Here is a 22,818-nt window from a genome sequence, read left to right as displayed (position 1 = left end):
GGTTTTGTAGGCCCGGTAAGCGCAGCGCCACCGGGCAAATGCGGCACTACAGCGTATTCAACCGCGCCGGGCAGCGTTCCAGCAGCTCGACGCTCCCGTCTTCATTCTGCTGCTCCAGCTGCACGTCAAAGCCCCACAGGCGATGCACATGCTTCAGCACCTCTTTACGCCCTTTATCCAGCGGCGCTCGATTGTGCGGGATATAGCGCAGCGTCAGGGAGCGGTCACCGCGCAAATCGACGTTCCAGACCTGAATATTCGGTTCAAGGTTGCTCAGGTTGTACTGGGAAGAGAGGCGAGAGCGGATCTCCCGGTACCCCTCTTCGTTATGGATCGCGGAAATTTCCAGATAGTTGTTGCGGTCGTCGTCCAGCACGGTGAAGAAGCGGAAGGCACGCATGATCTTCGGCGACATAAACTGGCTGATGAAGCTCTCATCCTTAAAGTCGCGCATCGCAAAGTGCAGCGTTTCCAGCCAGTCAGAGCCGGCGATATCCGGGAACCAGTACTTGTCTTCTTCCGTCGGCGACTGGCAGATACGCTTAATATCCTGGAACATGGCAAAGCCAAGCGCATACGGGTTTATTCCGCTGTACCACGGGCTGTTGTAGGGCGGCTGGAACACCACGTTGGTATGGCTGTGGAGGAATTCCATCATGAACCGCTCGGTAACTTTCCCCTCGTCGTACAGATGGTTAAGAATGGTGTAGTGCCAGAAGGTCGCCCAGCCTTCGTTCATCACCTGCGTCTGCTTTTGCGGGTAGAAATACTGGCTCACCTTGCGCACGATGCGCAGGATCTCACGCTGCCACGGCTCCAGCAGCGGGGCGTTCTTCTCCATAAAATAGAGCAGGTTTTCCTGCGGCTCGGACGGGTAACGACGCGCTTCGGCGATCGTTTTTTCCTCCTCACGCTTCGGCAGGGTACGCCACAGCATGTTCACCTGGCTTTGCAGGTACTCTTCGCGGCTTTTCTGCCGGGCCTTCTCCTCCTGCAAAGAGATTTTCTGCGGACGCTTGTAGCGGTCCACGCCGTAGTTCATCAGCGCGTGGCAGGAGTCGAGCAGTTTTTCCACTTCGTCCACGCCGTAGCGTTCTTCGCAGTCGGTAATGTATTTACGGGCGAAGATCAGGTAATCCACGATGGAGCTGGCATCCGTCCAGCTGCGGAACAGATAGTTATTCTTGAAAAATGAGTTGTGCCCGTAGCAGGCGTGCGCCATCACCAGCGCCTGCATGGTAATGGTGTTCTCTTCCATTAAATAGGCGATGCACGGATTGGAGTTAATGACGATCTCATACGCCAGCCCCTGCTGGCCGTGCTTGTACAGCCGCTCGGTTTCAATAAATTTTTTACCAAACGACCAGTGCGGATAGTTAATCGGCATCCCGACGCTGGAGTAGGCGTCCATCATCTGTTCGGACGTAATGACTTCAATCTGATGAGGATAGGTATCCAGACGATACAGCTTTGCGACCCGGTCGATTTCGGCGAGGTAAACATCCAGCAGCTCGAAGGTCCAGTCGGGTCCATCGCTCAGACGTGTGTTGTCCTTGTTCAGGGAATCAATAGTTGCCATTAGCGCGCCCTCGTTGTGGGTGCTCTCTCTGTCTGGAGAGCCTCCTTTCAAGCATAGATCAACGTGTTAAAAAGCGTGCTGGGGCAGAAATTTTTTCTTTGCGATTTCGCGTTTTTGATACGGCAAAAAAACGGTATGTCTCAGCATATTATGCTGGTTAAAAATAACGCGCAGCAGGAGATCCCAAATTAGCACTATCCCCTGATGCTGGGGGATGTGTGAGGTAAGTCACCATAAAAAAGTCGTATGTTGAATAATATTTTCAACTAGGTTATCAATCTGTAATTAGAAGATTGTTCTTTTGCACATAATGGAGTGGCTATGCGTGTTGTCATACTGGGAAGTGGTGTCGTTGGGGTAACCAGCGCCTGGTATTTAAGTCAGGCGGGACATGACGTAACCGTTATCGATCGTGAATCCGGTCCCGCGCTTGAAACCAGCGCGGCGAACGCCGGGCAAATCTCTCCGGGGTATGCGGCACCGTGGGCTGCGCCGGGCGTTCCGCTGAAAGCGATTAAATGGATGTTCCAGCGCCACGCGCCGCTGGCCATCAGCCTTGACGGCACGCAGTTCCAGCTGAAGTGGATGTGGCAGATGCTGCGCAACTGCGACACCCGCCACTACATGGAGAACAAAGGGCGCATGGTGCGCCTGGCGGAATACAGCCGCGACTGTCTGAAAGCGCTGCGCGCGTCGACGGGGATTGAGTATGAAGGCCGTCAGGGCGGGACGCTGCAGCTGTTCCGCACCGAGCAACAGTACGAAAATGCCACCCGCGATATCGCCGTGCTGGAAGATGCCGGCGTACCGTACCAGCTGCTGGAAGCCAGCCAGCTTGGTCAGGTTGAACCAGCGCTCGCGGAAGTGGCGCATAAGCTGACGGGCGGCCTGCGCCTGCCGAATGACGAAACCGGTGACTGCCAGCTCTTTACGCAACGTCTGGCGCAAATGTGCGAGCAGGCGGGGGTGAAGTTCCGCTTCAACACCTCGGTCGACAAGCTGCTGTCGGAAGGGGAAAAGATTTACGGCGTGAAGTGCGGCGACGAGGTGATCAAAGCCGATGCCTACGTGATGGCGTTTGGTTCGTACTCCACCGCCATGCTGAAAGGCATTCTCGACATTCCGGTCTATCCGCTGAAGGGCTACTCGCTGACCATTCCGGTGAAAGAAGAGAGCGGCGCACCGGTGTCGACCATTCTGGATGAAACCTACAAAATCGCCATTACCCGCTTCGATAACCGTATTCGCGTAGGCGGCATGGCGGAGATTGTCGGCTTCAACACCGAGCTGCTGCAGCCGCGTCGTGAAACGCTGGAGATGGTGGTGGGCGATCTCTTCCCGCGCGGAGGTTTTGTTGAACAGGCGACGTTCTGGACCGGCCTGCGTCCAATGACCCCGGACGGCACGCCGATCGTGGGCCGCACGCCGTATAAAAACCTGTGGACCAATACCGGGCACGGCACGCTTGGCTGGACGATGGCCTGCGGATCGGGCCAGCTGCTGAGCGACCTGATTTCCGGGCGCACGCCGGCAATTCCGTTTGACGATTTAAGCGCCGCACGCTATCAATCGGGGTTTACGCCTTCGCGTCCACAGCATCTGCACGGCGCGCATAACTAAGGAGCTGTCATGTCCCGTCCTGTTCTGGCCCAGCTGAACCTGCAGGCCCTGAAGGATAATCTGCAAATTGTTCGTCGGGCGGCACCCGGTTCGCGCGTCTGGTCGGTGGTGAAAGCGAATGCCTACGGCCACGGTATCGATCGTATCTGGAGCGCGCTGAGCGCGACCGACGGCTTTGCGCTGCTGAATCTGGAAGAGGCCATTCTGCTGCGCGAGCGCGGCTGGAAAGGGCCCATACTGCTGCTGGAGGGCTTCTTCCACGCGGACGATCTGCCGCTGCTGGACAAGTACCGTCTGACCACCAGCGTTCACAGCAACTGGCAGATTAAGGCGATACAGGATGCGAAGCTCCATGCTCCGCTGGATATCTATCTCAAGGTGAACAGCGGCATGAACCGCCTGGGCTTCCAGCCTGAGCGGGTGCATACGGTCTGGCAGCAGCTGCGCGGCATGAAGAACGTGGGCGAAATGACGCTAATGGCGCATTTTGCCGACGCGGAACAACCCGACGGAATTGCCGATGCCATGGTGCGCATTGAGCAGGCGGCAGAGGGGCTGGACTGCCCACGCTCGCTGTCGAACTCGGCGGCCACGCTGTGGCATCCCGAGGCGCACTACAACTGGGTGCGTCCGGGGATTGTTCTGTACGGTGCATCTCCCTCAGGCCAGTGGCAGGATATCGCCAACAGCGGCCTGAAGCCGGTCATGACCCTGCGCAGTGAAATCATTGGCGTGCAGACGCTGAAGGCCGGTGACGCGGTGGGCTACGGCAGCCGCTACCGGGCAAAGGGCGAGCAGCGAATTGGCATCGTGGCGGGCGGCTATGCCGACGGCTACCCGCGCATCGCGCCGACCGGCACGCCGGTCTGGGTCGATGGGGTTCGTACGGGAACGGTGGGCACCATATCAATGGATATGCTGGCCGTTGACCTGACGCCATGCCCGCAGGCGGGCATCGGTTCACCGGTGGAGCTGTGGGGTAACGAAATTAAGATTGATGACGTTGCTGCCGCGGCGGGCACGGTAGGGTACGAATTGATGTGCGCGCTGGCACCGAGAGTGCCGGTTGTGACGGTGTAACGAAGGTTTGTGTCGGGTGGCGCTCACGCTTACCCGACCTACGTTCGAGGGTTTTGTAGGCCGGGTAAGGCGAAGCCGCCACCCGGCAAAAAACCGCTACTCCACTTCCTCTTCCATCGGCCTGACGCCGACTTTTCTCACCGCGTTATCTTCTTTCTCCGCAACCGTCCAGATCATCCCTGCGAACTCTACCTGGTCGCCGACGACGGGGGCCGCCCCCAGCAGTTGCTGAATGATTTCCCCTAACGTTTGCTGCTTGTCGCGGTACTCCAGCCCTTCATCCAGGCCGTAAATCAGCGCCACATCGGCAAACTTGGCGCTGGCTTCCAGAATAAAATCGCCGAAGAAACGCTGGTCCAGCGCCACCGGAGGCGACTGGCTGAACAGCTTGCCCAGCGCGGGCAGGTCGCGCTCGCGGCCAATGACGCAGAGAATATCCCCTTCGCGCAGGCGGGTGCTGCCGGTAGGGTGCAGCAGGACATTATCGCGGAACAGGGCGGCAATGCGCGTTTCGGCCGGCATGTGCAAATCGCGCAGCGAGGCCCCCACGCACCATTTGTCGGCGCTCAGCTGATAGACAAACTGTTCCCACGGGTTCTCCGGGTGAATGTCGAGCCCCACGCGGGAGACCGGCCAGCCCACGGGAGGGACCACCACTTTGGCTTTTTTCGCCGCCCACCCGAGCGAGGTTCCCTGGAACAGCAGTGAAATCAGCACCACGAAGAACGCCACGTTAAAGAACAGCCGCGCGTTATCCAGACCGGCCATCATCGGGAACACCGCAAGGATAATCGGCACCGCGCCGCGCAGGCCCACCCAGCTGATAAACACCCGCTCGCGCAGGTTGAAGCCGCGAAACGGCAGCAGGCCTGCAAATACCGACAGCGGACGAGCGAAGAAGATCATCCACGCGGACAGCAGCAGCGCCGGAACGGCGATCGGCAGCAGATCCGATGGCGTGACCAGCAGGCCCAGCACCAGGAACATGCCGATCTGCGCCAGCCAGGCCAGACCGTCAAAGTTCTGCAAAATGGCATGCCGGTTGCGAATTGGGCGGTTGCCCATCAGGAACCCGCAGAGGTAGACGGCCAGAATACCGCTGCCGTCCAGCGCGGTGGTGACGCCAAAAATCAGAATACCGCCGCTCAGCGCCAGCAGGGGGTAAAGCCCCGCGGGCAGCGAGATGCGGTTGATCATCTGCTGTAACAGGTATCCCCCCGCGAGGCCGATAACAATCCCCAGCCCGAACTGCTGCAGGATATGCCAGACGAACATCCAGCTCAGGCCCGTCTCGTGCTGCTGGATCATCTCAATCAGGGTGATGGTGAGAAACACCGCCATCGGATCGTTACTGCCGGATTCAATCTCAAGCGTGGAGCCGACGCGTTCGTTAAGCCCTTTTCCGCCGAGCAGGGAAAATACCGCTGCCGCATCGGTTGAGCCCACGATGGCGCCAATCAGCAAACCTTCCATGATATTGAGATGGAAAAGCCACGCGGCCATCATTCCGGTGAGGCCAGAGGTAATCAACACGCCGACCGTGGCGAGCGACAGCGCAGGCCCTAAGGCCACGCGGAAGGAGCTCGCCTGAGTGCGCATCCCGCCGTCCAGCAGGATCACTGCCAGCGCGAGGTTACTCACCATGTAGGCGAAGGGGTAGTTATCGAATGGGATACCGCCAATGCCATCAATGCCGGCGAGCATGCCGATGGCGAGGAAAATGACAAGAATAGGTATGCCGAGACGCGATGAAAATGAACTTAATAAAATACTGCTGGTTACAAGGACGGAACCCAAAATGAAAAGGCTGATTATCGCTGCGGCATCCAATGTTCTCTTACTCCCACCTCAATGTTAACGCTGTTACTAAAACCCTAACATATTAACAACGGCAACAGCGTTTTATTAAGGGGGTATAACGGCTTTTTTATGCCTTTATGACAGGATGGCCGCTGATGGTCAGCCGACTGCCGGAATCGTTATGGATCAGGGAGGCGTGCGCCCCCAGCGCCAGGGTCACGGTTTGCTGCTCATGGCCGAAATCCAGACCGGTGATGACCGGAATATCCAGCCGCGAGCGAACGAAGTCGACCATGGTCTCCAGGGAGTAACCCGCGTCATAGTCATTCGGAGCAGAACCGCTGAAGCTGCCCAGCACAATCGCGGACTGGCGTTCAAGAATACCGGCATGATAAAGCTGCAAGAGCATGCGCTCGACGCGGAACGGATGTTCGTTGATATCTTCCAGCACCAGAATGCCGTCCTCGATTTGCGGCATCCACGGCGTGCCGATAAGCGAGACCAGCATCGCCAGGTTACCGCCCCAGAGCTGGCCTTCACACTCCCAGTGCGGTCCATTGCCTTGCCACTCCACTCTGTAGGTAGGGTTACGCAGCGCGCGCCAGAAGTGTTCCACGGTAAACGCATCCAGCTCCGGCGCGCCGAAGTTACCGGCCAGCATCGGACCGCTGAAGGTGATCACGTTATGCAGGGCCAGCAGCCCGAGCTGGATGACGGTGAAATCGCTGTGGCCGCAAATCAGCAGCGGATCGTGCTGCTGGCGCAGCGCCAGCCCCTGCCAGTCAATGCTCTCCAGCAGCCGGCTCGCACCATATCCACCGCGCACCGCAAGCACAATCCGGTTTTCGCCCGTCAGGTTCACCAGGCTATTGATATCATTCAGCCTCTGCGCTTCGGTACCGGCAAAACGCTGCTGGCGGCGGGGGATAATCGTCTGATTTTCTACCTGATGACCCGACTCCAGCAAACGCTGAACGCCCCGCTGCGCCGCGTCCTGGTTAATGCAGTAGCCCGACGGCGCGATGAGATGAAACTTAGACATGGCAATTCCTTGCTGAATGAGAAACTAATTGTCTATATCATGCCGCTTATACGCCGCCTGCTTCAAGAGGCGGCGCACCGCGATGACCGGCTATAAGGATAGATGACGTGAAATTGAGATGGTTTGCTTTTTTGATTGTGCTGCTTGCTGGCTGTAGTTCAAAACATGATTATCAAAACCCACCCTGGAACCCGGAAGTGCCGGTGAAACGGGCCATGCAGTGGATGCCGATCAGTGAACAAGCCGGGAAGGCCTGGGGCGTCAGCCCGCGTCTCATCACGGCGATTATTGCGGTGGAGTCCGGGGGAAATCCTGCGCTTGTCAGCAAATCCAACGCGGTGGGCCTGATGCAGCTTAAAGCGTCAACGGCGGGGAAAGAAGTTTACCGCTATATGGGCTGGAGCGGCCAGCCGTCGACCAGCGAGCTGAAAAACCCGGAACGCAACATATCAATGGGCACGGCCTACCTGAGCATAATGGAACATGGCGTGCTGAAGGGCATTAAGGATCCGGAGGTGATGCAGTACGCGCTGGTGGTGTCTTACGTTAACGGTGCCGGCGCGTTGCTCAGAACCTTCTCCTCTGACCGCAAAGAGGCGATAGAAGAGATTAACGGCATGGACAAAGACGAATTCTTTGAACATGTGGCGAAAAATCACCCGGCACCACAGGCGCCTCGTTATATCTGGAAAGTACAGAAAGCGATGGATGCCATGTAATGCCGCAGACGGGCGGCGGTCACGCTGCCCGATTTTCCTTACAGAACTTTATTTGCGCGTTCCCGCGCCTCCCGCTCCAGGGAATAGATAATGCGCTGAAGCTCACGCTCTGCGCCGGGCCCGACGTTCAGGAAACGGAAGCTCAGACGCGGCGTGGTGATGGTTTCATTTTTGCTGTCCACGACGGTACGGTCGCTGATGGCAATCAGCTGTGCATCGAAATAAAAGCGACCCCAGCCCCCCATATCCAGCTCAATTTGCGAAAACCGCATGCCCTCTACCAGGCCGTCGGGTTTTGGCGTATCCATCAGTGCGCCCATGCCGCCCAGCGACAGGTCGAAGAGGCGGAAGCGGATCTCTTTTTTGTCCGGCATTTTGGCCTTACAAAAATAGGCGGGATGGAGCGGGGCGCTGATGCGGAAATATTCACGACGCTGGACAAACCAGAGGTTGGTGGGAAGCGGGGTAGCAAAAGCAGGGAGTCCCTGGTATTCACTCATTTCCAGCCGCGTCAGGACAAACTCCACTTTGGCACCCTGCGTTTCGGCCATTACAGCGACATTTTCCGCTTTCAGCGCCGCGCGGTTTTCATACTCCTGACTGCCTAAATCAATCACCAGCCGCTCCTGCGAGGCGTCAAGGATCTTGCTGATGAACTGATTATTCGACCAGCTGATGCGCAGCGGCACTTCACCTTTTTGCAGGTCGCGTAATACCCCTAATACAGCCAGCGGATTTTGCTTGAGGAACTGCTCACTGTAATGACTCACGCCGGATGGCTCCTTGATTGATGACAGACTGTCTTAGCGTTATCGGCAATCTGCAATGAAACTTAATACAAACCGGTGAGTTTTTTTTGCCTGTTTAAGCAAAGATAAGTCGGTGAGATGAAAATGGTTTTCCGGCGATGACCTATACTTAAGTTAGCTGTGCAGAAGGTTTTCTGCGCACGCGTTAAACCTGCAAGAGGGCATCGCTATGGGTATCATCGCCTGGATTATCTTTGGTCTTATTGCTGGCGCTATCGCTAAACTGATCATGCCGGGAAACGATGGCGGCGGCTTTATTTTGACCTGTGTACTCGGGGTCGTTGGTGCGGTTGTGGGCGGCTGGCTGGCGACGATGTTTGGTTTTGGAGGCAACATAAGTGGTTTCGACCTGCACAGTTTTCTGGTCGCTGTCGTGGGTGCCATTGTGGTGCTGGGCATATTCAGGTTACTGCGACGAGCATAAATTGACGTAAACGGCTCTCTGCGGAGGGCCGTTTTTTTGCCTGAGTATTGATTTGTTAATCTAAATGATAATAATTGTCGTTCCGTATTGCATCTAACAACAAGACGACATTATGAATACCTCACGCTTTACGCTTTGCGCCCTGGCAGGCGCCGTTACGCTGGCATTGCAGGTCCCGGCGTTCGCCGAAGAATCCACCATCGTCGTCACGGGCTCAGAGCAGGGCAGCGCGCTGCCGGCCTGGACGAACAGCGCCACGAAATCGGCCGTTGCCGAAAGTAAAACGCCGCAGGTCATCACGACCCTCTCTGCGCCGGAAATTGAAAAGCGTCACGCGAATTCGGTGAATGAAATCCTGCGCTATGCCCCAGGCGTCTCAACCGAGGTGCGGGGCAATACCTCCTACATGAGCGAATATAAAATTCGTGGCTTTACCGTCGACCAGGAGTTCTACAACGGGCTGCAGCTGCCCTATAACGTCACCGGCAATACCAAAGCCCGCATCGATCCGCTGTTGATTGACAGCGTTGATATCCTGAAAGGCCCCTCATCGGTCCTTTACGGCGGCGGTTCGCCGGGCGGGCTGGTGAATATTCAAAGTAAAAAACCGCAGCGAGAAGCGCGAACGGAGATCGGCGTTAACACCGGAAACCGTAATCTGAAAGAGGGCTATCTCGATTCAACCGGACAGATTGCCGACAGCGACTGGAACTACCGTCTGCTGGGCAAAGCCACGGAAAACGACGATCAGCCGCACACCACCCGGTATGAAAACTACCTGGTTGCGCCGTCCGTCACCTGGCAACCGGACAGCAAAACCCGCCTCACCCTGGACGCGCTGGCGCAAAACACCCCGAGCCTGACGCCGTCTAACCCGCTGCCGCTCGCCTACCTGCGCTCAAAATACGCGGGCAAGCGCGATTACGCCGGAGACGGATGGAGCGGGTTTAAGCAGCGTCAGTGGATGCTGGGCTACAGCTTTGAACATGAATTTGACAGCGGCTGGGGCTTTAACCAGAAGGCGCGCTATTTCGACGTCGATACCCACCAGCGCAGCGTCTACGCGACAGGGACGGGAAGCGAGGTGTATCAGCTCAACCGCTTTGCTTACACCACCGATGAAGACCTTAAGAGCTTCAACATCGACAACCAGGTGACCAAAACCGTTGCGCTGGGCGACTGGAAGCACCATCTGCTGGCCGGGTTTGACTATCAGAAGCTGAACTCCCATTTCCACTATCGCTACGCGTCGGCCACGCCGGGTATCGATATGCGTCATCCTGACTATTCGCAGATCGGCGAAAGCACGCTGGGGCTGTATACCGCCCAGAAAAACCGCCTCAGCTATCAGCAGAACGGCTATTACTTACAGGATCAGGTAGAGTTTGGCGGCCTCAACCTGCTGGGCAGCCTGCGCTACGACGATTACCGCTCCGTCACCACCAACTACCTGCAAAACGGTGATAAAGCCTGGGTGTCGCAGGATCGCGTCACCAAACGCCTGGGTGCGCTTTACGCCTTCGATAACGGGATTTCACCATTTATCAGCTATTCAGAAGGTTTTGCGCCGGTGTCACCGCAGGGAACGCTCGTGGCGAAAGACGTCAAGCCGACCACCAGCAAGCAGGTGGAGGGCGGGGTGAAATATCTTCTGGCCGACTACGCCACCACCTTTACCGCCTCGGTGTTTAACATTCGTCAGAAAAATGTTGTCACCTCCGATCCGGGCTTCCTGAACTATCGTCAGACCGGGGAACTGGAATCCAAAGGGGCAGAGCTGTCCGCCATCAGCCGTCCGACGGACAACCTGACGCTAATTGCCAACTATGCGTACACCCACGCGATCAACCGGGAAGATGACAAGTACAAAGGTAAACGTCCAACGCAGGTCCCGGAGAATGCCTTCAACCTCTGGGGGGATTACACCTTTGACAACACGCCGCTGAAAGGACTGATGCTGGGAGCGGGCGCACGCTACACCGGGCCGATGGAAATCTCTCCGGCAAACGATGCAGGAAAACTGGGCGGCACTACGCAGTACGATCTGGCGGCTTCCTACCGGATGGGCGAAATCCTGCCCTCGCTGGCGGGGCTAACGCTTAAGGCCAGCGCGCAGAACATCACCAATAAAGAGACGCTGACCTGCTACGACGCGACCAACTGCTGGATTGGGCGTGACAGGACGTATCAGCTAGGGGCGAGTTACAGTTTCTAAGTAACTCCCTGTGAGTTCAAAATGTAGGCCGGGTAAGGCGTAGCCGCCACCCGGCAATACTCTTACTGCGCCGCAGCTTTTACCGGCGCAGCCTCATCATTCGCCGCAGGCTGGTTCTCCGGCACGCTGTCGCACGGTTTTTCTTTCGGGCAGACCCGATCCAGCATTTTCAGCGTCACGCCGTTGCTCCAGCCGAAGCCATCCTGCAGCGGATATTCCCCGCCGCCACCGCCCGTACCGGTTGTCGACACGTCATACTTCTCGACCAGTTTCTTTTCCCGATCGTAAGTATGCTGAACGTTCTTCAGGAAGCGCCAGGTCACGTCCATCGAGACCTTTTCTTGCCCGTAGTTCTGCAGTCCTTCCGCGGCTACCCACTGCAGCGGGGCCCAGCCGTTTGGCGCATCCCACTGCTGGCCGCTGTTGACGGTGGTGGTCGCAATACCGCCCGGTTTCAACAGGCGCGACGAGGTTGCCGCGGCGACTTTATCGGCCCGCTCCTGCGCCGCCGCCTTCACGTAAAGCGGGAACAGGGCTGCCGCCGTGAGCTGATTGCGAACCTTCTTGCTCTTCAGATCGTAATCCGCGTACCAGCCCTCTTTATCATTCCACAGGTGGCTCTCGATGGCTTTCTGACGCGCCGTTGCCAGCGTCTCGTATTTGCTTGCGCTGGCGGCGTCGCCACTCTCCTGGCCTGCCCGCGCCAGCAGTTTTTCCATCTTGAACATCAGGGCGTTCAGGTCCACGGGGACAATGCTGGTGGTCCGGATGGTGCCGAGCTTTTGCGGGTCGTCCATCCAGCGGGAGCTAAAGTCCCAGCCCGAGGCCGCAGCGGAGCGCAGATCGCGGTAGATCTCGGTCGCAGGTCGGTTAGGATTACTTTTGGCGGTATTCACATCGTCAAGCCAGGACTCCGGGCGCGGGGTATCGCGGTCGTCCCAGTAGCGGTTGAGGATAGCGCCGTCATCCAGTTTCACCACGCGCTTGTTAGCCTGTCCCGGCTGAAGGGCGTCGACGCCGTCCATCCAGTAGGCATACTCTTTCTCCATCTGCGGACGATACTTCTTCAGCGCATCGCTGTCGTGCGTTGCCAGCAGCTCCACCATCAGCGAGAAGAACGGCGGCTGGGATCGGCTCAGGTAATAGCTGCGGTTGCCGTTGGGAATGTGGCCGAAGGTGTCAATCTCATACGCAAAGTTATCCACCATGTCGCTGATTTTGTCCCAATGATCGCTCTCAGCCAGGCCCAGCATGGTGAAATAGCTGTCCCAGTAGTAGACCTCGCGGAAACGCCCGCCGGGCACAACGTAAGGTTTGGGTAACGGCAGCAGGGAATCCCATTTGTTGCTGGCTTTATCGGTGGTGCGCGTCAGCACGGGCCAGAGATCGTCAATGTGCTCACGTAAACTTTGTCCAGCAGGCGGGACGTATTTTTCCCCTTCCGCAGGGAGCGTGAAGTTCATCTCGACAAAGTGGCGTAAGTCAAAGCTGGACTGCGTGTGCTGCATCCGATAGTCCGCCAGAATCATCAGCGGGTCGCTTTTGGGGACGGCATCAGCGAAGGTTTTCTGATCGGGAAACAGTTTGGCGCTTTGCACATCATTAAACAGGGGGCCCAGCAAAATATCGGGTGAGGCTGTCTGGGCTGCGGGGCTATCGTCGGCATAACCGAATGTCGTTACGCCGAGCAGCGCGCCTCCTAACGCAAGGGGCAAGAACGCGGGGCGTAGTGTACGAGGTCTTATCATTAGTTCGTCTCCTGTCTTCACTAAACAGCGTGACCGCTGTTGTCAATCACCTGAAAACCTTAGACGAATATTGCCCGCTTCGCGTTAAATATTGCTGGCCAGTTAAACCACTTCCGGCGTCTGGCTGGCTTCCCGCAGCGTGCCGGGCGCATGCCCGATAATCCGCTTAAACGCCCGGCTAAATGCCGCCAGAGAGCCGTACCCCAGCCGCAGCGCGACGGTTTCAATCGGCTGATTTTCGTGGCGAATGTACTGGATGGCCAGCCGCATCCTCAGCTCGCTGAGATATTTTGCCGGGGTGGTTCCCGTCGCGGCCAGAAACCGTTCGGCGAACACGGAACGGGAGGTGCCCGCTTCTTTTGCCAGATCCGCCACGCTCCAGTTCAGGCCGGGCTGCTGGTGCATAGCGTAAATGGCCCGGCTCAGGCGCGGGTCGCGCAGAACCTGCACCCAGCCGGTGGCTTTACCACAGCCGCCTTCAACCCAGCCGCGCACGATTAACGCCGCCACCACGTCGGCCAGGCGCGCGAGGATCCCGGCGTACCCGGCCTGACGCGCCACGGATTCCCGCTCCATCGCCGCCAGCAGCGGGTGGATCTCGGGCCAGGTGGACATCAGCCGGCTGACCATCATCACTTCCGGCATCGCCTTAATCAGCGGCTGCATCCCGCCCAGCTCAAAATCCATGCACCCGCTAAAGATGATGGTGTTCTCGCTTTCCGGGCAGGGCTCGCAGGTGATGGCACAGACCGAGCTGCAGATGGGCTCGCTGGGAAAGTCGCTGACCGGGGTAATGGTGGCCCGCTCGTCGGAGAGCAGGGCATGGGAATTGCCGCCAGGAATAAACAGGGCATCGCCGCTGCTCAGCTGAAAGGCCGCACCGCTCTCCATTCGCAGCAGGGCGCTGCCGTGGCTCACGAAATGAAACTGCGCTTTGCCGGGGGCGTGGTGGAACGCGACGCCAAACGGCGAGCTGGCTTCAATCCGCCGGTATTTCACCCCTGACAGGCGCATGCCGCGTAAAAGTTCGCTGATCAAATCGGGTGACTGTAAGGTCATGGCGCAACTCCGGACGAATAATCAATAAGTGGAGATTATATGTCATAGATCGTCCAGGGTGAACCTTCTATGCTTTTGCGACAGTTGTCACATTTTTATAACGGGAGAAAAACAGATGAATTCATGTGTCGCGGCGAGCGAGGCGGTAGCGCCTGCAAAACCCGCCTGGCGGGCCGTCTATTCACTGGGGCTGGGGGTGTTTGGTTTGATTACGGCAGAATTTCTGCCCGCCAGTCTGTTAACGCCGATGGCCGCGAGCCTGGGCGTGAGTGAGGGAATGGCCGGACAGGCCGTCACCGCCACCGCGCTGGTGGCGCTGGTGACCGGACTGCTGATTACGCCAGCCACCAAAAGTATCGATCGCCGCTGGGTGCTGATGTTTTTCTCGGTCCTGCAAATTATCTCCAGCCTGCTGGTGGCCTTTGCGCCGACTCTGCACGTATTGCTGATGGGACGTCTGCTGCTGGGCGTAGCCATCGGGGGATTCTGGGCGATGTCGACGGCGACGACGATGCGTCTGGTTCCGGCGGATAAAGTGCCGAAGGCGCTGGCGGTGATCTTCTCCAGCGTATCGATTGCCACGGTGGTCGCGGCGCCGCTCGGCAGCTATCTGGGCAGCCTGATCGGCTGGCGCAACGTCTTTGTGCTCTGCATCCTGCCGAGCATGCTGGCGCTGCTGTGGCAGCTCTGGGTACTGCCGTCCATGAAGCCGGAGAGCAGCGGCAGCCTGAGTACGCTGTTCCGCGTGCTGCGTCGTCCGGGGATGATCGGCGGCATGCTGGCGACCATCCTGATCTTCAGCGGCCATTTTGCCTTCTTTACCTACCTGCGTCCGTTCCTGGAAACGGTGGGTCAGGCGAGCGTTGAGACCATTTCGCTGATCCTGCTCGGCTTTGGGCTGGCCAACTTTGTCGGCACCTCCGTTGCCGGGCATCTGCTGGCACGCAATCTGCGCCTGACGCTGGCGCTGGTGCCGTTCGCGATGGGCGTTCTCGCGCTCACGATGGTGGCGTTTGGTCATCTGGCTATGCTGGACGGGTTCCTGGTTGCGCTGTGGGGCTTTGCATTTGGTCTGGTTCCGGTGGGCTGGTCAACCTGGCTTGCTACCACCGTTCCGGATGAAGCCGAAAGTGCAGGAGGGCTGCTGGTGGCCTCAATTCAGCTGGCAATCAGTGCCGGTGCGGCCGGGGGCGGGGCGGTATTTGACCTCAACGGCGCCAGCGGCGTATTCGCGGGAAGCGGTTTCCTGCTGGTGATGGCGATGGTGATTGTGTTTATGGGTGTGAAAGTAAAAGCAGAGTGAATTATTTGCCGGGTGAACGCATGCGCCACCCGGCTTCAGGCTTACAGCCCTTTCTTATCCATCAGCACCGCCAAATCCACCAGGCGGTTAGAGAAGCCCCACTCGTTGTCGTACCACGCCAGGATCTTCACCATATTCCCGCCAATCACCAGCGTGGAAAGCCCGTCGATAATTGAAGAACGTGGGTCGCCCTGGTAATCGCTGGAGACCAGCGGCTCATCGCTATAGCCCAGAATGCCTTTCAGGGGCCCGCTGGTGGCAGCATTGCGGAACGCGTCATTTACCTCCTCGGCGGTCACGTTCCGGCTCAGCGTTACCGTCAAATCCACAATCGACACCACCGGTACCGGCACGCGCAGGGAGTACCCGGTCAGTTTGCCGTCAAGGGAGGGGATGACTTTCCCCAGCGCTTTCGCCGCGCCGCTGGAGTAAGGCACAATCGACAGCGCCGCCGCGCGCGCGCCGCGCAGATCTTTCTCCGGCTGGTCGTGCAGCGCCTGGCTGTTGGTGTAGGCATGGGTGGTATTCATCAGGCCATGCTCAATCCCGAACTGCTGATGCAGCACCTGAGCGGCCGGTGCCAGACCGTTCGTGGTGCAGCTCCCGTTACTCACCACAGCGTGTCGGGCGGGATCGTACTGCTCATGATTAACCCCCATCACAATCGTCAGGTCGTCGTTCTTCCCGGGAGCGGAAATGATGACGCGCTTAGCGCCGCCGTGGGTAATATGCACCGCCGCTTTTTCCCGCTCGGTAAAGAAGCCGGTGGCCTCAATCACCACGTCAGCGCTGACATCACGCCATGGGATATTCGCCGGATCGCGTTCGCTAAATACGGCGATCCGCTGCCCGTCTACCTGCAGCGCGCCTTCTGCCGCTTCAACGGGCGCGGGCAGCTTGCCCAGAAGGGAATCATGTTTTAGCAGGTGGGCGAGGGTTTTACTGTCCGTCAGATCGTTAATGGCCACAATCTGCAGATCCGGGTTACCCAGCGCCGCGCGCAGGAAATTACGTCCGATACGGCCGAAACCGTTAATACCGACCTTAACCATGGTGCACTCCTTATCTCTGTTGTCTGGAGTCACTGTAGGCGTCGGGCCGGTTGGCGTAAACGACAAAAAAGGATCAGATTACGCCATTTTGCGGCAGTGGAATCGCTGGCGGTACTCGCCGGGCGTGAGGTGAAGCTGTTTCTCAAAGATGCGGCGCAAATTAATGCTGGTGCCAAACCCGCTTTGCTCGGCAACGCGCTCAAGGGGATCCTGTGTCTGCTCAAGCAGCTGACGGGCCGCGGCCAGACGCGCCTCGGTCACGTAGCGGGCCGGAGAGACGCCCGCGTCGCGGGTAAACACGCGGGTGAAGTTACGCGGGCTCATCGCCGCTTTCTCGGCCAGATTTTCCACGCACAGGTCGGCGGTGAGGTTCTGCAGGATCCAGGCTTGCAGTTCGCTTATCGGGCCCGATGCGCCGGGCTGCTGCAGGCTGTAACGGCTGAACTGCAGCTGGCCGCCGGGACGGCGCAGATACATCACCATATCCTGCGCCACGTCGCGGGCGAGGGTAAATCCGTAGTCGTCTTCCACCAGCGCCAGGGTCAGATCGAACCCGGAGCTCACGCCGCCGGAGGTCCAGATGGGGCCATCCTGAATATACAGCGGACCGCCTTCGACGTGGATAGCCGGATACTGCGTTTGCATCGTCTCCAGCAGCCGCCAGTGGGTGGTCGCGCGCCGACCGTCCAGCAAGCCGGTCTGGGCCAGCAGCATCGCGCCGCCGCAGATAGAGGCTACCCGCCGAGCATGCGGCGCAGCGAGGTGCAGCCAGTCCACCACCGCCGTGCTCTCCAGCTCGTTCATGCCGCGTCCGGTAATGATGATGGTATCCAGCGGTTCACGCGGATCCAGCTCCGGCAGACGATAGTCCGCCAGCAGATTCAGGCCGGACTGGCCGTGGATCACCTGGTGAGGCTGCGTGGTGGCGATAATAATCCGGTAGCGGGGGTGCGAAAGCCCTTCCGGATGCAGCCGGTTGGCCTGCATCAGAATGTCGGCGATACCGGCGGCTTCAAACAGCATGCCGCCGTCGGGAACGATAATCAGGATCTTCTTCATGTCCTGAAAAGTACCTTTATCACAGAATAAGTCAAGCGACGCGTACGCCCCACGTTTCTGGCAAAGCAAAGCGATTTAAGTTCTTTGTTATTTCAGGCGTTATCCCCGATCGTCAGAGAATTATCTCTGGCGAAACGGCGTCTGAAGGAATGAGTCAACGAAGCTCCCTCTATTTACATCCGCAACAACGCGAACAAATCCGCCATCTTGCATCGGGTTTTTTATGGCGAAGCGAACTGCCCACGTGGCTGTTGATCGTCTCTATTTATGCGGGCTGGTTTGCCACGCTGACCTTCTGGCAAACGCTCGGCCTGCTGCCCGCCACGCTGCTGCTGATCGGGTTTACCGCCTGGTTCATGTCCCTGCAGCATGAGCTGATCCACGGACACCCCACGCGTTTTGCCTGGCTCAACCAGCTGTTTGGCACGCTCCCGCTGGCGGTCTGGTATCCGTATGGCCTGTACCGGGACTCCCATCTTGCCCATCATCGCCACCATAGCCTGACCCATCCGGTGGATGACCCGGAGTCGTACTATTTTACCGACGAGAGCTGGGCGCGCTTTTCGCCGTGGCAGAAACGCGCGATCCGCGCCCGGAACACCTTCGCCGGGCGGCTGATGCTGGCGCCGCTGCTGGATATCCTTCAGACGCTGGGCAGCGCCGCGGCGGCGTTTCGTCACCTTCAGCTGCGGGCAATGACGATGTGGCTGGTTCACGTTTTGCTGCTGGTGGCGCTCTTCGCCTGGATGACGCATACCGGTTTTTCATCCGTCTGGTTCGTGCTGGCGGTCAGCTATCCGGCGCTGGCGCTGACCAAGATCCGATCGTTTTTCGAACATCGCGCGGCGGACGATCCCCTGGCGCGCTCCGTTATTAACGAGGCCGGGTTATTCTGGCGTGTACTGTTTTTGAATCTCAACTACCATTCAGTCCATCACGATCTGCCGGGCGTTCCCTGGTACGGGCTGAAGGCGATCTACCAGCAAAACCGGGAGGCGTACCAGCAGCGAAACCACGGTTTTCTCGTCAGGGGCTATGGTGAATGGCTGCGCCAGTTCTGGGTCAGACCCGTCGACGTCACCGTTCACCCCGGAAAACAACAGGGGGAAGGGTATGAGTAACCTGCTGGCGTTTCCCATGTATGCCGTGGATCGCGCCGACACCCGCGCGCTCTGGCTGGCGGTAAAGGGGCTGCTGGCCGCGCGCGGTGTGTCCGTCGATCGTGACCCCGGCTGGCCGGAGTCCGATCTGCTGACCCACTGGCAACAGCCTGCGCTTATCCTCAGCCAGACCTGCGGTTATCCGCTGGTCACGCAGCTCCCGGACGTGCAGGTGGTCGGCTGTTTTCACTACGCGGCACCGGGCTGCGAAGGGATCCAGTACCGCAGCTTTCTGGCGGTGCGCGAGGAGGATAGGCACCTGACGCTGGCGGATTTTCGCGGACGTCGTGCGGTCTGTAATTCCCCGGACTCGCAGTCCGGCTACAATGCGCTGCGAAAAAAAGTGGCTCCCCTGACCGCTGACGGTCCGTTTTTCGCGCAAACGTCCTTTAGCGGCAGCCATCGCCAGTCGCTGATTGATGTGAAACGCGGGGCAGGGGATATCGCGGCCATCGACTGCGTAACCTGGGCACTGCTGCAGCGCCATGAGCCGGAACGGCTTGCGGGGCTGGCGATCATTGACCGTACCCCGCTGACGCCGGGACTGCCGCTGATCACCTCGCATAACACCTCACCTGAAACGCTTAACGCCATTCGCGATGCGCTCCACGCGCTGGTCAGTTCACCGGAACATCTGGAGATTTGCGACGCGGTGCTGATCGGCGGTTTTAGCGAGGTGACGCGCGAAGCCTACGCCTCATTGACCGCGTGATAAATCTCCTGCGCGTCGGTAAAGCAGCGCAGCGCCAGCGAGGAGATGGGCTTCTGCCTGCGCATAATCAGGCCGACGGGAGCCTCAATGTTCGCATCGGCGATGGGGACAATCCTGAAATTGCCGTTCAGTGCTTCCAGCCCGTTGTTCAGCGGCATGACGGCGCAGCACACGCCGCTCTGAACCGCCTGAATGATCTGGAACGTGGAGTCGCTCTCGAAAACGGACGTCGGTTCGATGCCGACAGATTTAAAGCTGGCCTCCATATGCGCCCGGTAGTGCATCCCTTTGGTCAGGAACCCCAGCGGAAAATCCGTCAGATCGTGCCAGGTCAGCGTTGCCTGGCCGAGCTGGAAATGGCGGACGTCGTGCAGCAGGCCCATCTTCGTTTTTGGCAGCTGGATAACGTCAAACAGGCTGGTGTCGATGCTGTTGAGGTAGCAAATTCCCAGCTCTAGCTGGTTGCGGCTGACGCCGTCGGCAATCTGCGCTGAGGACATGGAATAGAGGCTATAGGTCAGCTCCGGGTATTTTTGCGTCAGATGACGAATAAAAATCATCGGATCCACGCTCGCCAGCGGCACCATCCCCAGACGTAATTCGCCCACCACCAGGCCTTTGCACAGCGCGGCTTCCGCCTGTAACCCGTCGTGCGCGGCCAGCAGGGTGCGGGCCCACGCGAGGATGCGTTCACCCTCCGGGGTAAACCCTTCAAAGCGCTGCCCGCGCGCAATCAGCACCAGCCCCAGCTCCTCTTCCAGGCTGCGGATGCGCATGGAAAGGGTCGGCTGGGTGACGTTGCACTGCGAGGCCGCTTTACCAAAGTGCCGGGTCTCGTCGAGTGCGATTAAATATTTTAACTGTTTAATATCCATCATATTCTCTGCGCGAGCAGCCTTACAGCATGCGGATCTCTTTTGAGCGCAGGGTGATGCGAACCGGAACGGATTTATACGACGGCGTACCGCTGTCCTTATCCAGATAATCAAGCGGCACCAGCACGTTGGCCTCCGGGTAATAGGCGCCGACGGTGCCCGGCGCGATGCTGTACGCCACCACGGTAATGTCTTTCAGACGCTGAACGCTGCCGGGGAGGGCGGTTTCGATATCCACGCGGTCGCCGTGTTCCAGTCCTGACTGCGCCATATCGTCTTCGTTCATAAACAGCACGTCGCGGCGGCCAAACACGCCGCGGTAGCGGTCGTCCAGGGCGTAAATGGTGGTGTTGTACTGGTCATGGCTGCGCAGCGTGATCAGGCGCAGAACGTGCTCGCCTTCACCGCTGGCGTTCTCGTGAACGCCGTCGAACACCGAGAACATCGCTTTTCCCGTCGCCGTTGGCCAGATACGCTGCGTTGGCGGCAGCGGCATACGGAAGCCGCCGGGAACGCGGATCCGCGCGTTGTAGTTCTCAAAGCCTGGAATGGTCTGCTCAATCAGATCGCGGATCCGGTCGTAATCCTCAACCAGCGTTAGCCAGCCCACGCGGGTGTCCAGCAGGGTGGCTTTCGCCATGCCCGCGACGATAGCGGGTTCTGACCGAAGCAGCGGCGAGGCGGGTTTCAGCTTGCCGGATGAGGCATGCACCATCGACATGGAGTCTTCGACGGTAATGGACTGACGACCGGTGGCCTGGATATCCAGCTCGGTGCGGCCGAGACACGGAAAGATAAAGGTCTCTTTGCCCACCAGCAGATGGGTGCGGTTGAGCTTGGTGCCGACGTGCACGCTCAAATCCAGGTTACCCATCGCCGGAAAGCCCCGCTCGTGATCGGGCATCGCGACGGCAAAATTACCGCCGAGACAGATGAGCGCTTTCGCACGTCCGTCGATCATTGCCTGCGTGGCCTGCACCGCATCGTGTCCGTGGTGAGACGGCGGCTCAAAGCCGAAAACGTCCTTCAGACGGTTCAGGAAGGCCGGGGTAGGCTTCTCGCTGATCCCGACGGTTCGGTTCCCCTGAACGTTTGAATGGCCGCGCAGGGGGCAGATACCCGCGCCGGGCTTGCCGATATTCCCGCGCAGCAGCAGCAGGTCAGCGATCAGGCGGACGTTCGCCGTACCTTTATTGTGCTGGGTAATGCCCATCCCGTAGGTAATGATGGTGGCATTTGATTTCGCATAGGCGTCGGCGACCTTCCCGAGCGCCGCCCGATTCAGGCCAGACTCGCGCTCGATCTCGTCCCAGCGGGTTTGCGCGATATCGGCGGCGAAGTCCTCAATGCCCTGGGTGTGTTCGGCAATAAATGCGCGATCCAGCACGTCACCGCGTTCGGCCTCCATTTCGAGAAGGTGCTTGGCAATGCCTTTCAGCGCGGCGGCATCGCCCCCGGCCTTCACCTGGAAATAGGTCGAGGCGATATCCGTGGAGCCGTAGGTCGCCATTTCAATCACGCTTTGCGGGTCGGCGAAACGTTCCAGGGCACGTTCGCGCAGCGGGTTAAAGACGATAATCGGCACGTTGCGACGTGCCAGCTCGTGGAGAGTACCCATCATTCGCGGATGGTTGGTGCCGGGGTTGTGGCCGATGGAGATCACCAGCTCGGTCTTATCGAAGTCGTCCAGCGAGACGGTGCCTTTCCCGATGCCAATCGAGCGCGGCAAACCGACGCTGGTGGCCTCGTGACACATATTCGAGCAGTCGGGGAAGTTATTGGTGCCGTATTCGCGAGCGAACAGCTGGAACAGATACGCCGCTTCGTTGGAAGCTCGCCCGGAGGTATAAAACTCGACCTGGTCCGGTTCGAGCCCGCGCAATACTTCGCCGATGCGTTCAAACGCCTCGTCCCAGTCGACGGGTCGGAAGGTATCGCTTGCCCGGTCATAGCGCAGGGGATGCGTCAGTCGACCATAGCCTTCCAGTTCAAAGTCCGATTTTGCCAGCAGCGAGGAGACGCTGTTTTCGGCCAGAAACGCGGGGGTGACGCGTTTGCTGGTCGCTTCCCAGGTCACCGCTTTGGCGCCGTTCTCGCAGAACTGAAACGTCGATTTGTGTTCTTTATCGGGCCACGCGCAGCCTGGGCAGTCAAAACCGTCAGGCTGGTTGGTGCGCAGCAGCGTGGCGGGGGCATCAAGGGTATCCATTTGGGTACGTACCGCGATGGCCGTCGCTTTTAATGCCCCCCAGCCTCCGGCAGGACCGTCATAGTGTCGGATACCTGGCACTGAGCGTCTTTTCTTATTCATACCCACTCCTGATTTGTTCGGTCACGCACGTCTGAACCCATAGACAATAAGCGAAAGCAATGACAACCGGATGGCGATGCGCATGCGGTGCGGAAAGATGCTTTATCTTAAATTCTTTTATTACAGGGATTTATGGGAACTGACGTGTAAATATTTAAAGAAATTATAACGAATTTTTAGCATTTTAATAATAAATCTTATCTATCGCCCGGTAGGCGAGATAGATGGCGGTGAGTAAGGAAGGATGTAGC

Annotated in this window: 18 protein-coding genes and 1 pseudogene; 9 read left to right on the top strand and 10 right to left on the bottom strand. The window is 58.6% G+C overall.

Annotated elements, in window-relative coordinates; genetic code table 11:
• Positions 1 to 46: 46 nt before the first annotated feature.
• Entirely contained in the window at positions 47 to 1,579 is a 1,533-nt protein-coding gene (locus tag KIF87_RS02765; protein ID WP_213327836.1) for a SpoVR family protein, read from the bottom strand.
• Between the two features lie 321 nt (positions 1,580 to 1,900).
• On the opposite strand from KIF87_RS02765, the gene KIF87_RS02760 reads away from it, so the two are divergent.
• From KIF87_RS02760 to KIF87_RS23560, 3 genes and pseudogenes are all read left to right on the top strand, one after another.
• A complete protein-coding gene (locus KIF87_RS02760; protein WP_063143835.1) occupies positions 1,901 to 3,199 on the top strand; it encodes a D-amino acid dehydrogenase in 1,299 nt (432 codons plus the stop codon).
• A 9-nt stretch (positions 3,200 to 3,208) separates the two neighbouring features.
• Complete coding sequence (gene dadX / locus KIF87_RS02755; RefSeq protein WP_213327835.1) at positions 3,209 to 4,279, top strand: catabolic alanine racemase DadX; 1,071 nt, start codon at positions 3,209 to 3,211, stop codon at positions 4,277 to 4,279.
• A gap of 9 nt (positions 4,280 to 4,288) precedes the next feature.
• A pseudogene (locus KIF87_RS23560) lies at positions 4,289 to 4,426 on the top strand (hypothetical protein); the annotation flags it as partial.
• Here the strand turns inward: KIF87_RS23560 and KIF87_RS02750 are convergent.
• Together KIF87_RS02750 and ldcA are read right to left on the bottom strand one after the other, a co-directional pair.
• Positions 4,376 to 6,109 carry a potassium/proton antiporter gene (locus KIF87_RS02750; protein WP_213327834.1) on the bottom strand — a complete coding sequence of 578 codons (1,734 nt, stop codon included), beginning with the start codon at positions 6,107 to 6,109 and terminating at the stop codon, positions 4,376 to 4,378. The pseudogene KIF87_RS23560 and the gene KIF87_RS02750 sit on opposite strands and share 51 nt — an antisense overlap.
• Positions 6,110 to 6,206: 97 nt before the next feature.
• A complete protein-coding gene (ldcA, locus tag KIF87_RS02745; protein ID WP_213327833.1) occupies positions 6,207 to 7,121 on the bottom strand; it encodes a muramoyltetrapeptide carboxypeptidase in 915 nt (304 codons plus the stop codon).
• A gap of 107 nt (positions 7,122 to 7,228) precedes the next feature.
• Between ldcA and emtA the strand changes: the two genes are divergently transcribed.
• On the top strand, positions 7,229 to 7,840 hold the full coding sequence (emtA, locus tag KIF87_RS02740) for a membrane-bound lytic murein transglycosylase EmtA (protein WP_063143839.1): 612 nt from the start codon (positions 7,229 to 7,231) through the stop codon (positions 7,838 to 7,840).
• 38 nt (positions 7,841 to 7,878) lie between these two features.
• Here emtA and ycgR read toward each other — a convergent pair whose 3' ends face one another.
• The gene (ycgR, locus tag KIF87_RS02735; protein WP_193940724.1) at positions 7,879 to 8,610 is read right to left on the bottom strand and encodes a flagellar brake protein YcgR; all 732 of its coding nucleotides are present in this window, start codon (positions 8,608 to 8,610) and stop codon (positions 7,879 to 7,881) included.
• Between the two features lie 208 nt (positions 8,611 to 8,818).
• Between ycgR and KIF87_RS02730 the strand changes: the two genes are divergently transcribed.
• Positions 8,819 to 9,073, top strand: a complete 255-nt coding sequence (locus KIF87_RS02730; protein WP_008502662.1) for a GlsB/YeaQ/YmgE family stress response membrane protein — start codon at positions 8,819 to 8,821, stop codon at positions 9,071 to 9,073.
• Between the two features lie 112 nt (positions 9,074 to 9,185).
• Entirely contained in the window at positions 9,186 to 11,288 is a 2,103-nt protein-coding gene (locus tag KIF87_RS02725) for a TonB-dependent siderophore receptor (protein ID WP_213327832.1), read from the top strand.
• 62 nt (positions 11,289 to 11,350) lie between these two features.
• Here KIF87_RS02725 and KIF87_RS02720 read toward each other — a convergent pair whose 3' ends face one another.
• Together KIF87_RS02720 and KIF87_RS02715 are read right to left on the bottom strand one after the other, a co-directional pair.
• Positions 11,351 to 13,036 (bottom strand): alpha,alpha-trehalase, encoded by a 1,686-nt coding sequence (locus KIF87_RS02720; protein ID WP_213327831.1) that lies wholly within the window; start codon positions 13,034 to 13,036, stop codon positions 11,351 to 11,353.
• 102 nt (positions 13,037 to 13,138) lie between these two features.
• A complete protein-coding gene (locus tag KIF87_RS02715) occupies positions 13,139 to 14,095 on the bottom strand; it encodes an AraC family transcriptional regulator (RefSeq protein ID WP_213327830.1) in 957 nt (318 codons plus the stop codon).
• A 115-nt stretch (positions 14,096 to 14,210) separates the two neighbouring features.
• On the opposite strand from KIF87_RS02715, the gene KIF87_RS02710 reads away from it, so the two are divergent.
• Complete coding sequence (locus KIF87_RS02710; RefSeq protein WP_023336046.1) at positions 14,211 to 15,398, top strand: MFS transporter; 1,188 nt, start codon at positions 14,211 to 14,213, stop codon at positions 15,396 to 15,398.
• Between the two features lie 41 nt (positions 15,399 to 15,439).
• On the opposite strand, the gene gap is transcribed toward KIF87_RS02710, so the two are convergent.
• The gene (gap, locus tag KIF87_RS02705) at positions 15,440 to 16,450 is read right to left on the bottom strand and encodes a type I glyceraldehyde-3-phosphate dehydrogenase (RefSeq protein ID WP_213327829.1); all 1,011 of its coding nucleotides are present in this window, start codon (positions 16,448 to 16,450) and stop codon (positions 15,440 to 15,442) included.
• Between the two features lie 78 nt (positions 16,451 to 16,528).
• A complete protein-coding gene (locus KIF87_RS02700) occupies positions 16,529 to 17,509 on the bottom strand; it encodes a GlxA family transcriptional regulator (protein ID WP_213327828.1) in 981 nt (326 codons plus the stop codon).
• A 149-nt stretch (positions 17,510 to 17,658) separates the two neighbouring features.
• Here KIF87_RS02700 and KIF87_RS02695 point away from each other — a divergent pair, with 149 nt between their 5' ends.
• Both KIF87_RS02695 and KIF87_RS02690 read left to right on the top strand, forming a co-directional pair.
• Positions 17,659 to 18,630, top strand: coding sequence for a fatty acid desaturase (locus tag KIF87_RS02695; RefSeq protein ID WP_213327827.1), 972 nt, complete (start codon positions 17,659 to 17,661; stop codon positions 18,628 to 18,630).
• Positions 18,623 to 19,381: a phosphate/phosphite/phosphonate ABC transporter substrate-binding protein gene (locus tag KIF87_RS02690; protein WP_213327826.1), complete on the top strand. Its 759-nt coding sequence runs from the start codon at positions 18,623 to 18,625 to the stop codon at positions 19,379 to 19,381. Before KIF87_RS02695 ends, KIF87_RS02690 begins: the two co-directional genes overlap by 8 nt.
• Here the strand turns inward: KIF87_RS02690 and KIF87_RS02685 are convergent.
• Positions 19,360 to 20,256 carry a LysR family transcriptional regulator gene (locus tag KIF87_RS02685; protein ID WP_213328016.1) on the bottom strand — a complete coding sequence of 299 codons (897 nt, stop codon included), beginning with the start codon at positions 20,254 to 20,256 and terminating at the stop codon, positions 19,360 to 19,362. The genes KIF87_RS02690 and KIF87_RS02685 overlap by 22 nt on opposite strands.
• A gap of 22 nt (positions 20,257 to 20,278) precedes the next feature.
• A complete protein-coding gene (locus tag KIF87_RS02680; protein ID WP_213327825.1) occupies positions 20,279 to 22,567 on the bottom strand; it encodes an FdhF/YdeP family oxidoreductase in 2,289 nt (762 codons plus the stop codon).
• Positions 22,568 to 22,818: the final 251 nt, after the last annotated feature.

The sequence above is a fragment of the Enterobacter sp. 120016 genome (genome assembly GCF_018383635.1).
GTDB lineage: Bacteria > Pseudomonadota > Gammaproteobacteria > Enterobacterales > Enterobacteriaceae > Enterobacter > Enterobacter asburiae_D.
This window is presented reverse-complemented; position numbering and strand designations above follow the sequence as displayed.

Excerpts from the sequence above, each read along its gene's own strand:
- KIF87_RS02720 (WP_213327831.1), bottom strand. The coding sequence starts at position 13,036 with ATGATAAGACCTCGTACACTACGCCCCGCGTTCTTGCCCCTTGCGTTA.
- gap (WP_213327829.1), bottom strand. The coding sequence starts at position 16,450 with ATGGTTAAGGTCGGTATTAACGGTTTCGGCCGTATCGGACGTAATTTC.
- KIF87_RS02730 (WP_008502662.1), top strand. The coding sequence starts at position 8,819 with ATGGGTATCATCGCCTGGATTATCTTTGGTCTTATTGCTGGCGCTATC.
- dadX (WP_213327835.1), top strand. The coding sequence starts at position 3,209 with ATGTCCCGTCCTGTTCTGGCCCAGCTGAACCTGCAGGCCCTGAAGGAT.
- KIF87_RS02680 (WP_213327825.1), bottom strand. The coding sequence starts at position 22,567 with ATGAATAAGAAAAGACGCTCAGTGCCAGGTATCCGACACTATGACGGT.
- ldcA (WP_213327833.1), bottom strand. The coding sequence starts at position 7,121 with ATGTCTAAGTTTCATCTCATCGCGCCGTCGGGCTACTGCATTAACCAG.
- KIF87_RS02700 (WP_213327828.1), bottom strand. The coding sequence starts at position 17,509 with ATGAAGAAGATCCTGATTATCGTTCCCGACGGCGGCATGCTGTTTGAA.
- KIF87_RS02710 (WP_023336046.1), top strand. The coding sequence starts at position 14,211 with ATGAATTCATGTGTCGCGGCGAGCGAGGCGGTAGCGCCTGCAAAACCC.
- KIF87_RS02695 (WP_213327827.1), top strand. The coding sequence starts at position 17,659 with ATGAGTCAACGAAGCTCCCTCTATTTACATCCGCAACAACGCGAACAA.
- KIF87_RS02685 (WP_213328016.1), bottom strand. The coding sequence starts at position 20,256 with ATGGATATTAAACAGTTAAAATATTTAATCGCACTCGACGAGACCCGG.
- KIF87_RS02725 (WP_213327832.1), top strand. The coding sequence starts at position 9,186 with ATGAATACCTCACGCTTTACGCTTTGCGCCCTGGCAGGCGCCGTTACG.
- KIF87_RS02765 (WP_213327836.1), bottom strand. The coding sequence starts at position 1,579 with ATGGCAACTATTGATTCCCTGAACAAGGACAACACACGTCTGAGCGAT.
- KIF87_RS02760 (WP_063143835.1), top strand. The coding sequence starts at position 1,901 with ATGCGTGTTGTCATACTGGGAAGTGGTGTCGTTGGGGTAACCAGCGCC.
- KIF87_RS02690 (WP_213327826.1), top strand. The coding sequence starts at position 18,623 with ATGAGTAACCTGCTGGCGTTTCCCATGTATGCCGTGGATCGCGCCGAC.
- KIF87_RS02715 (WP_213327830.1), bottom strand. The coding sequence starts at position 14,095 with ATGACCTTACAGTCACCCGATTTGATCAGCGAACTTTTACGCGGCATG.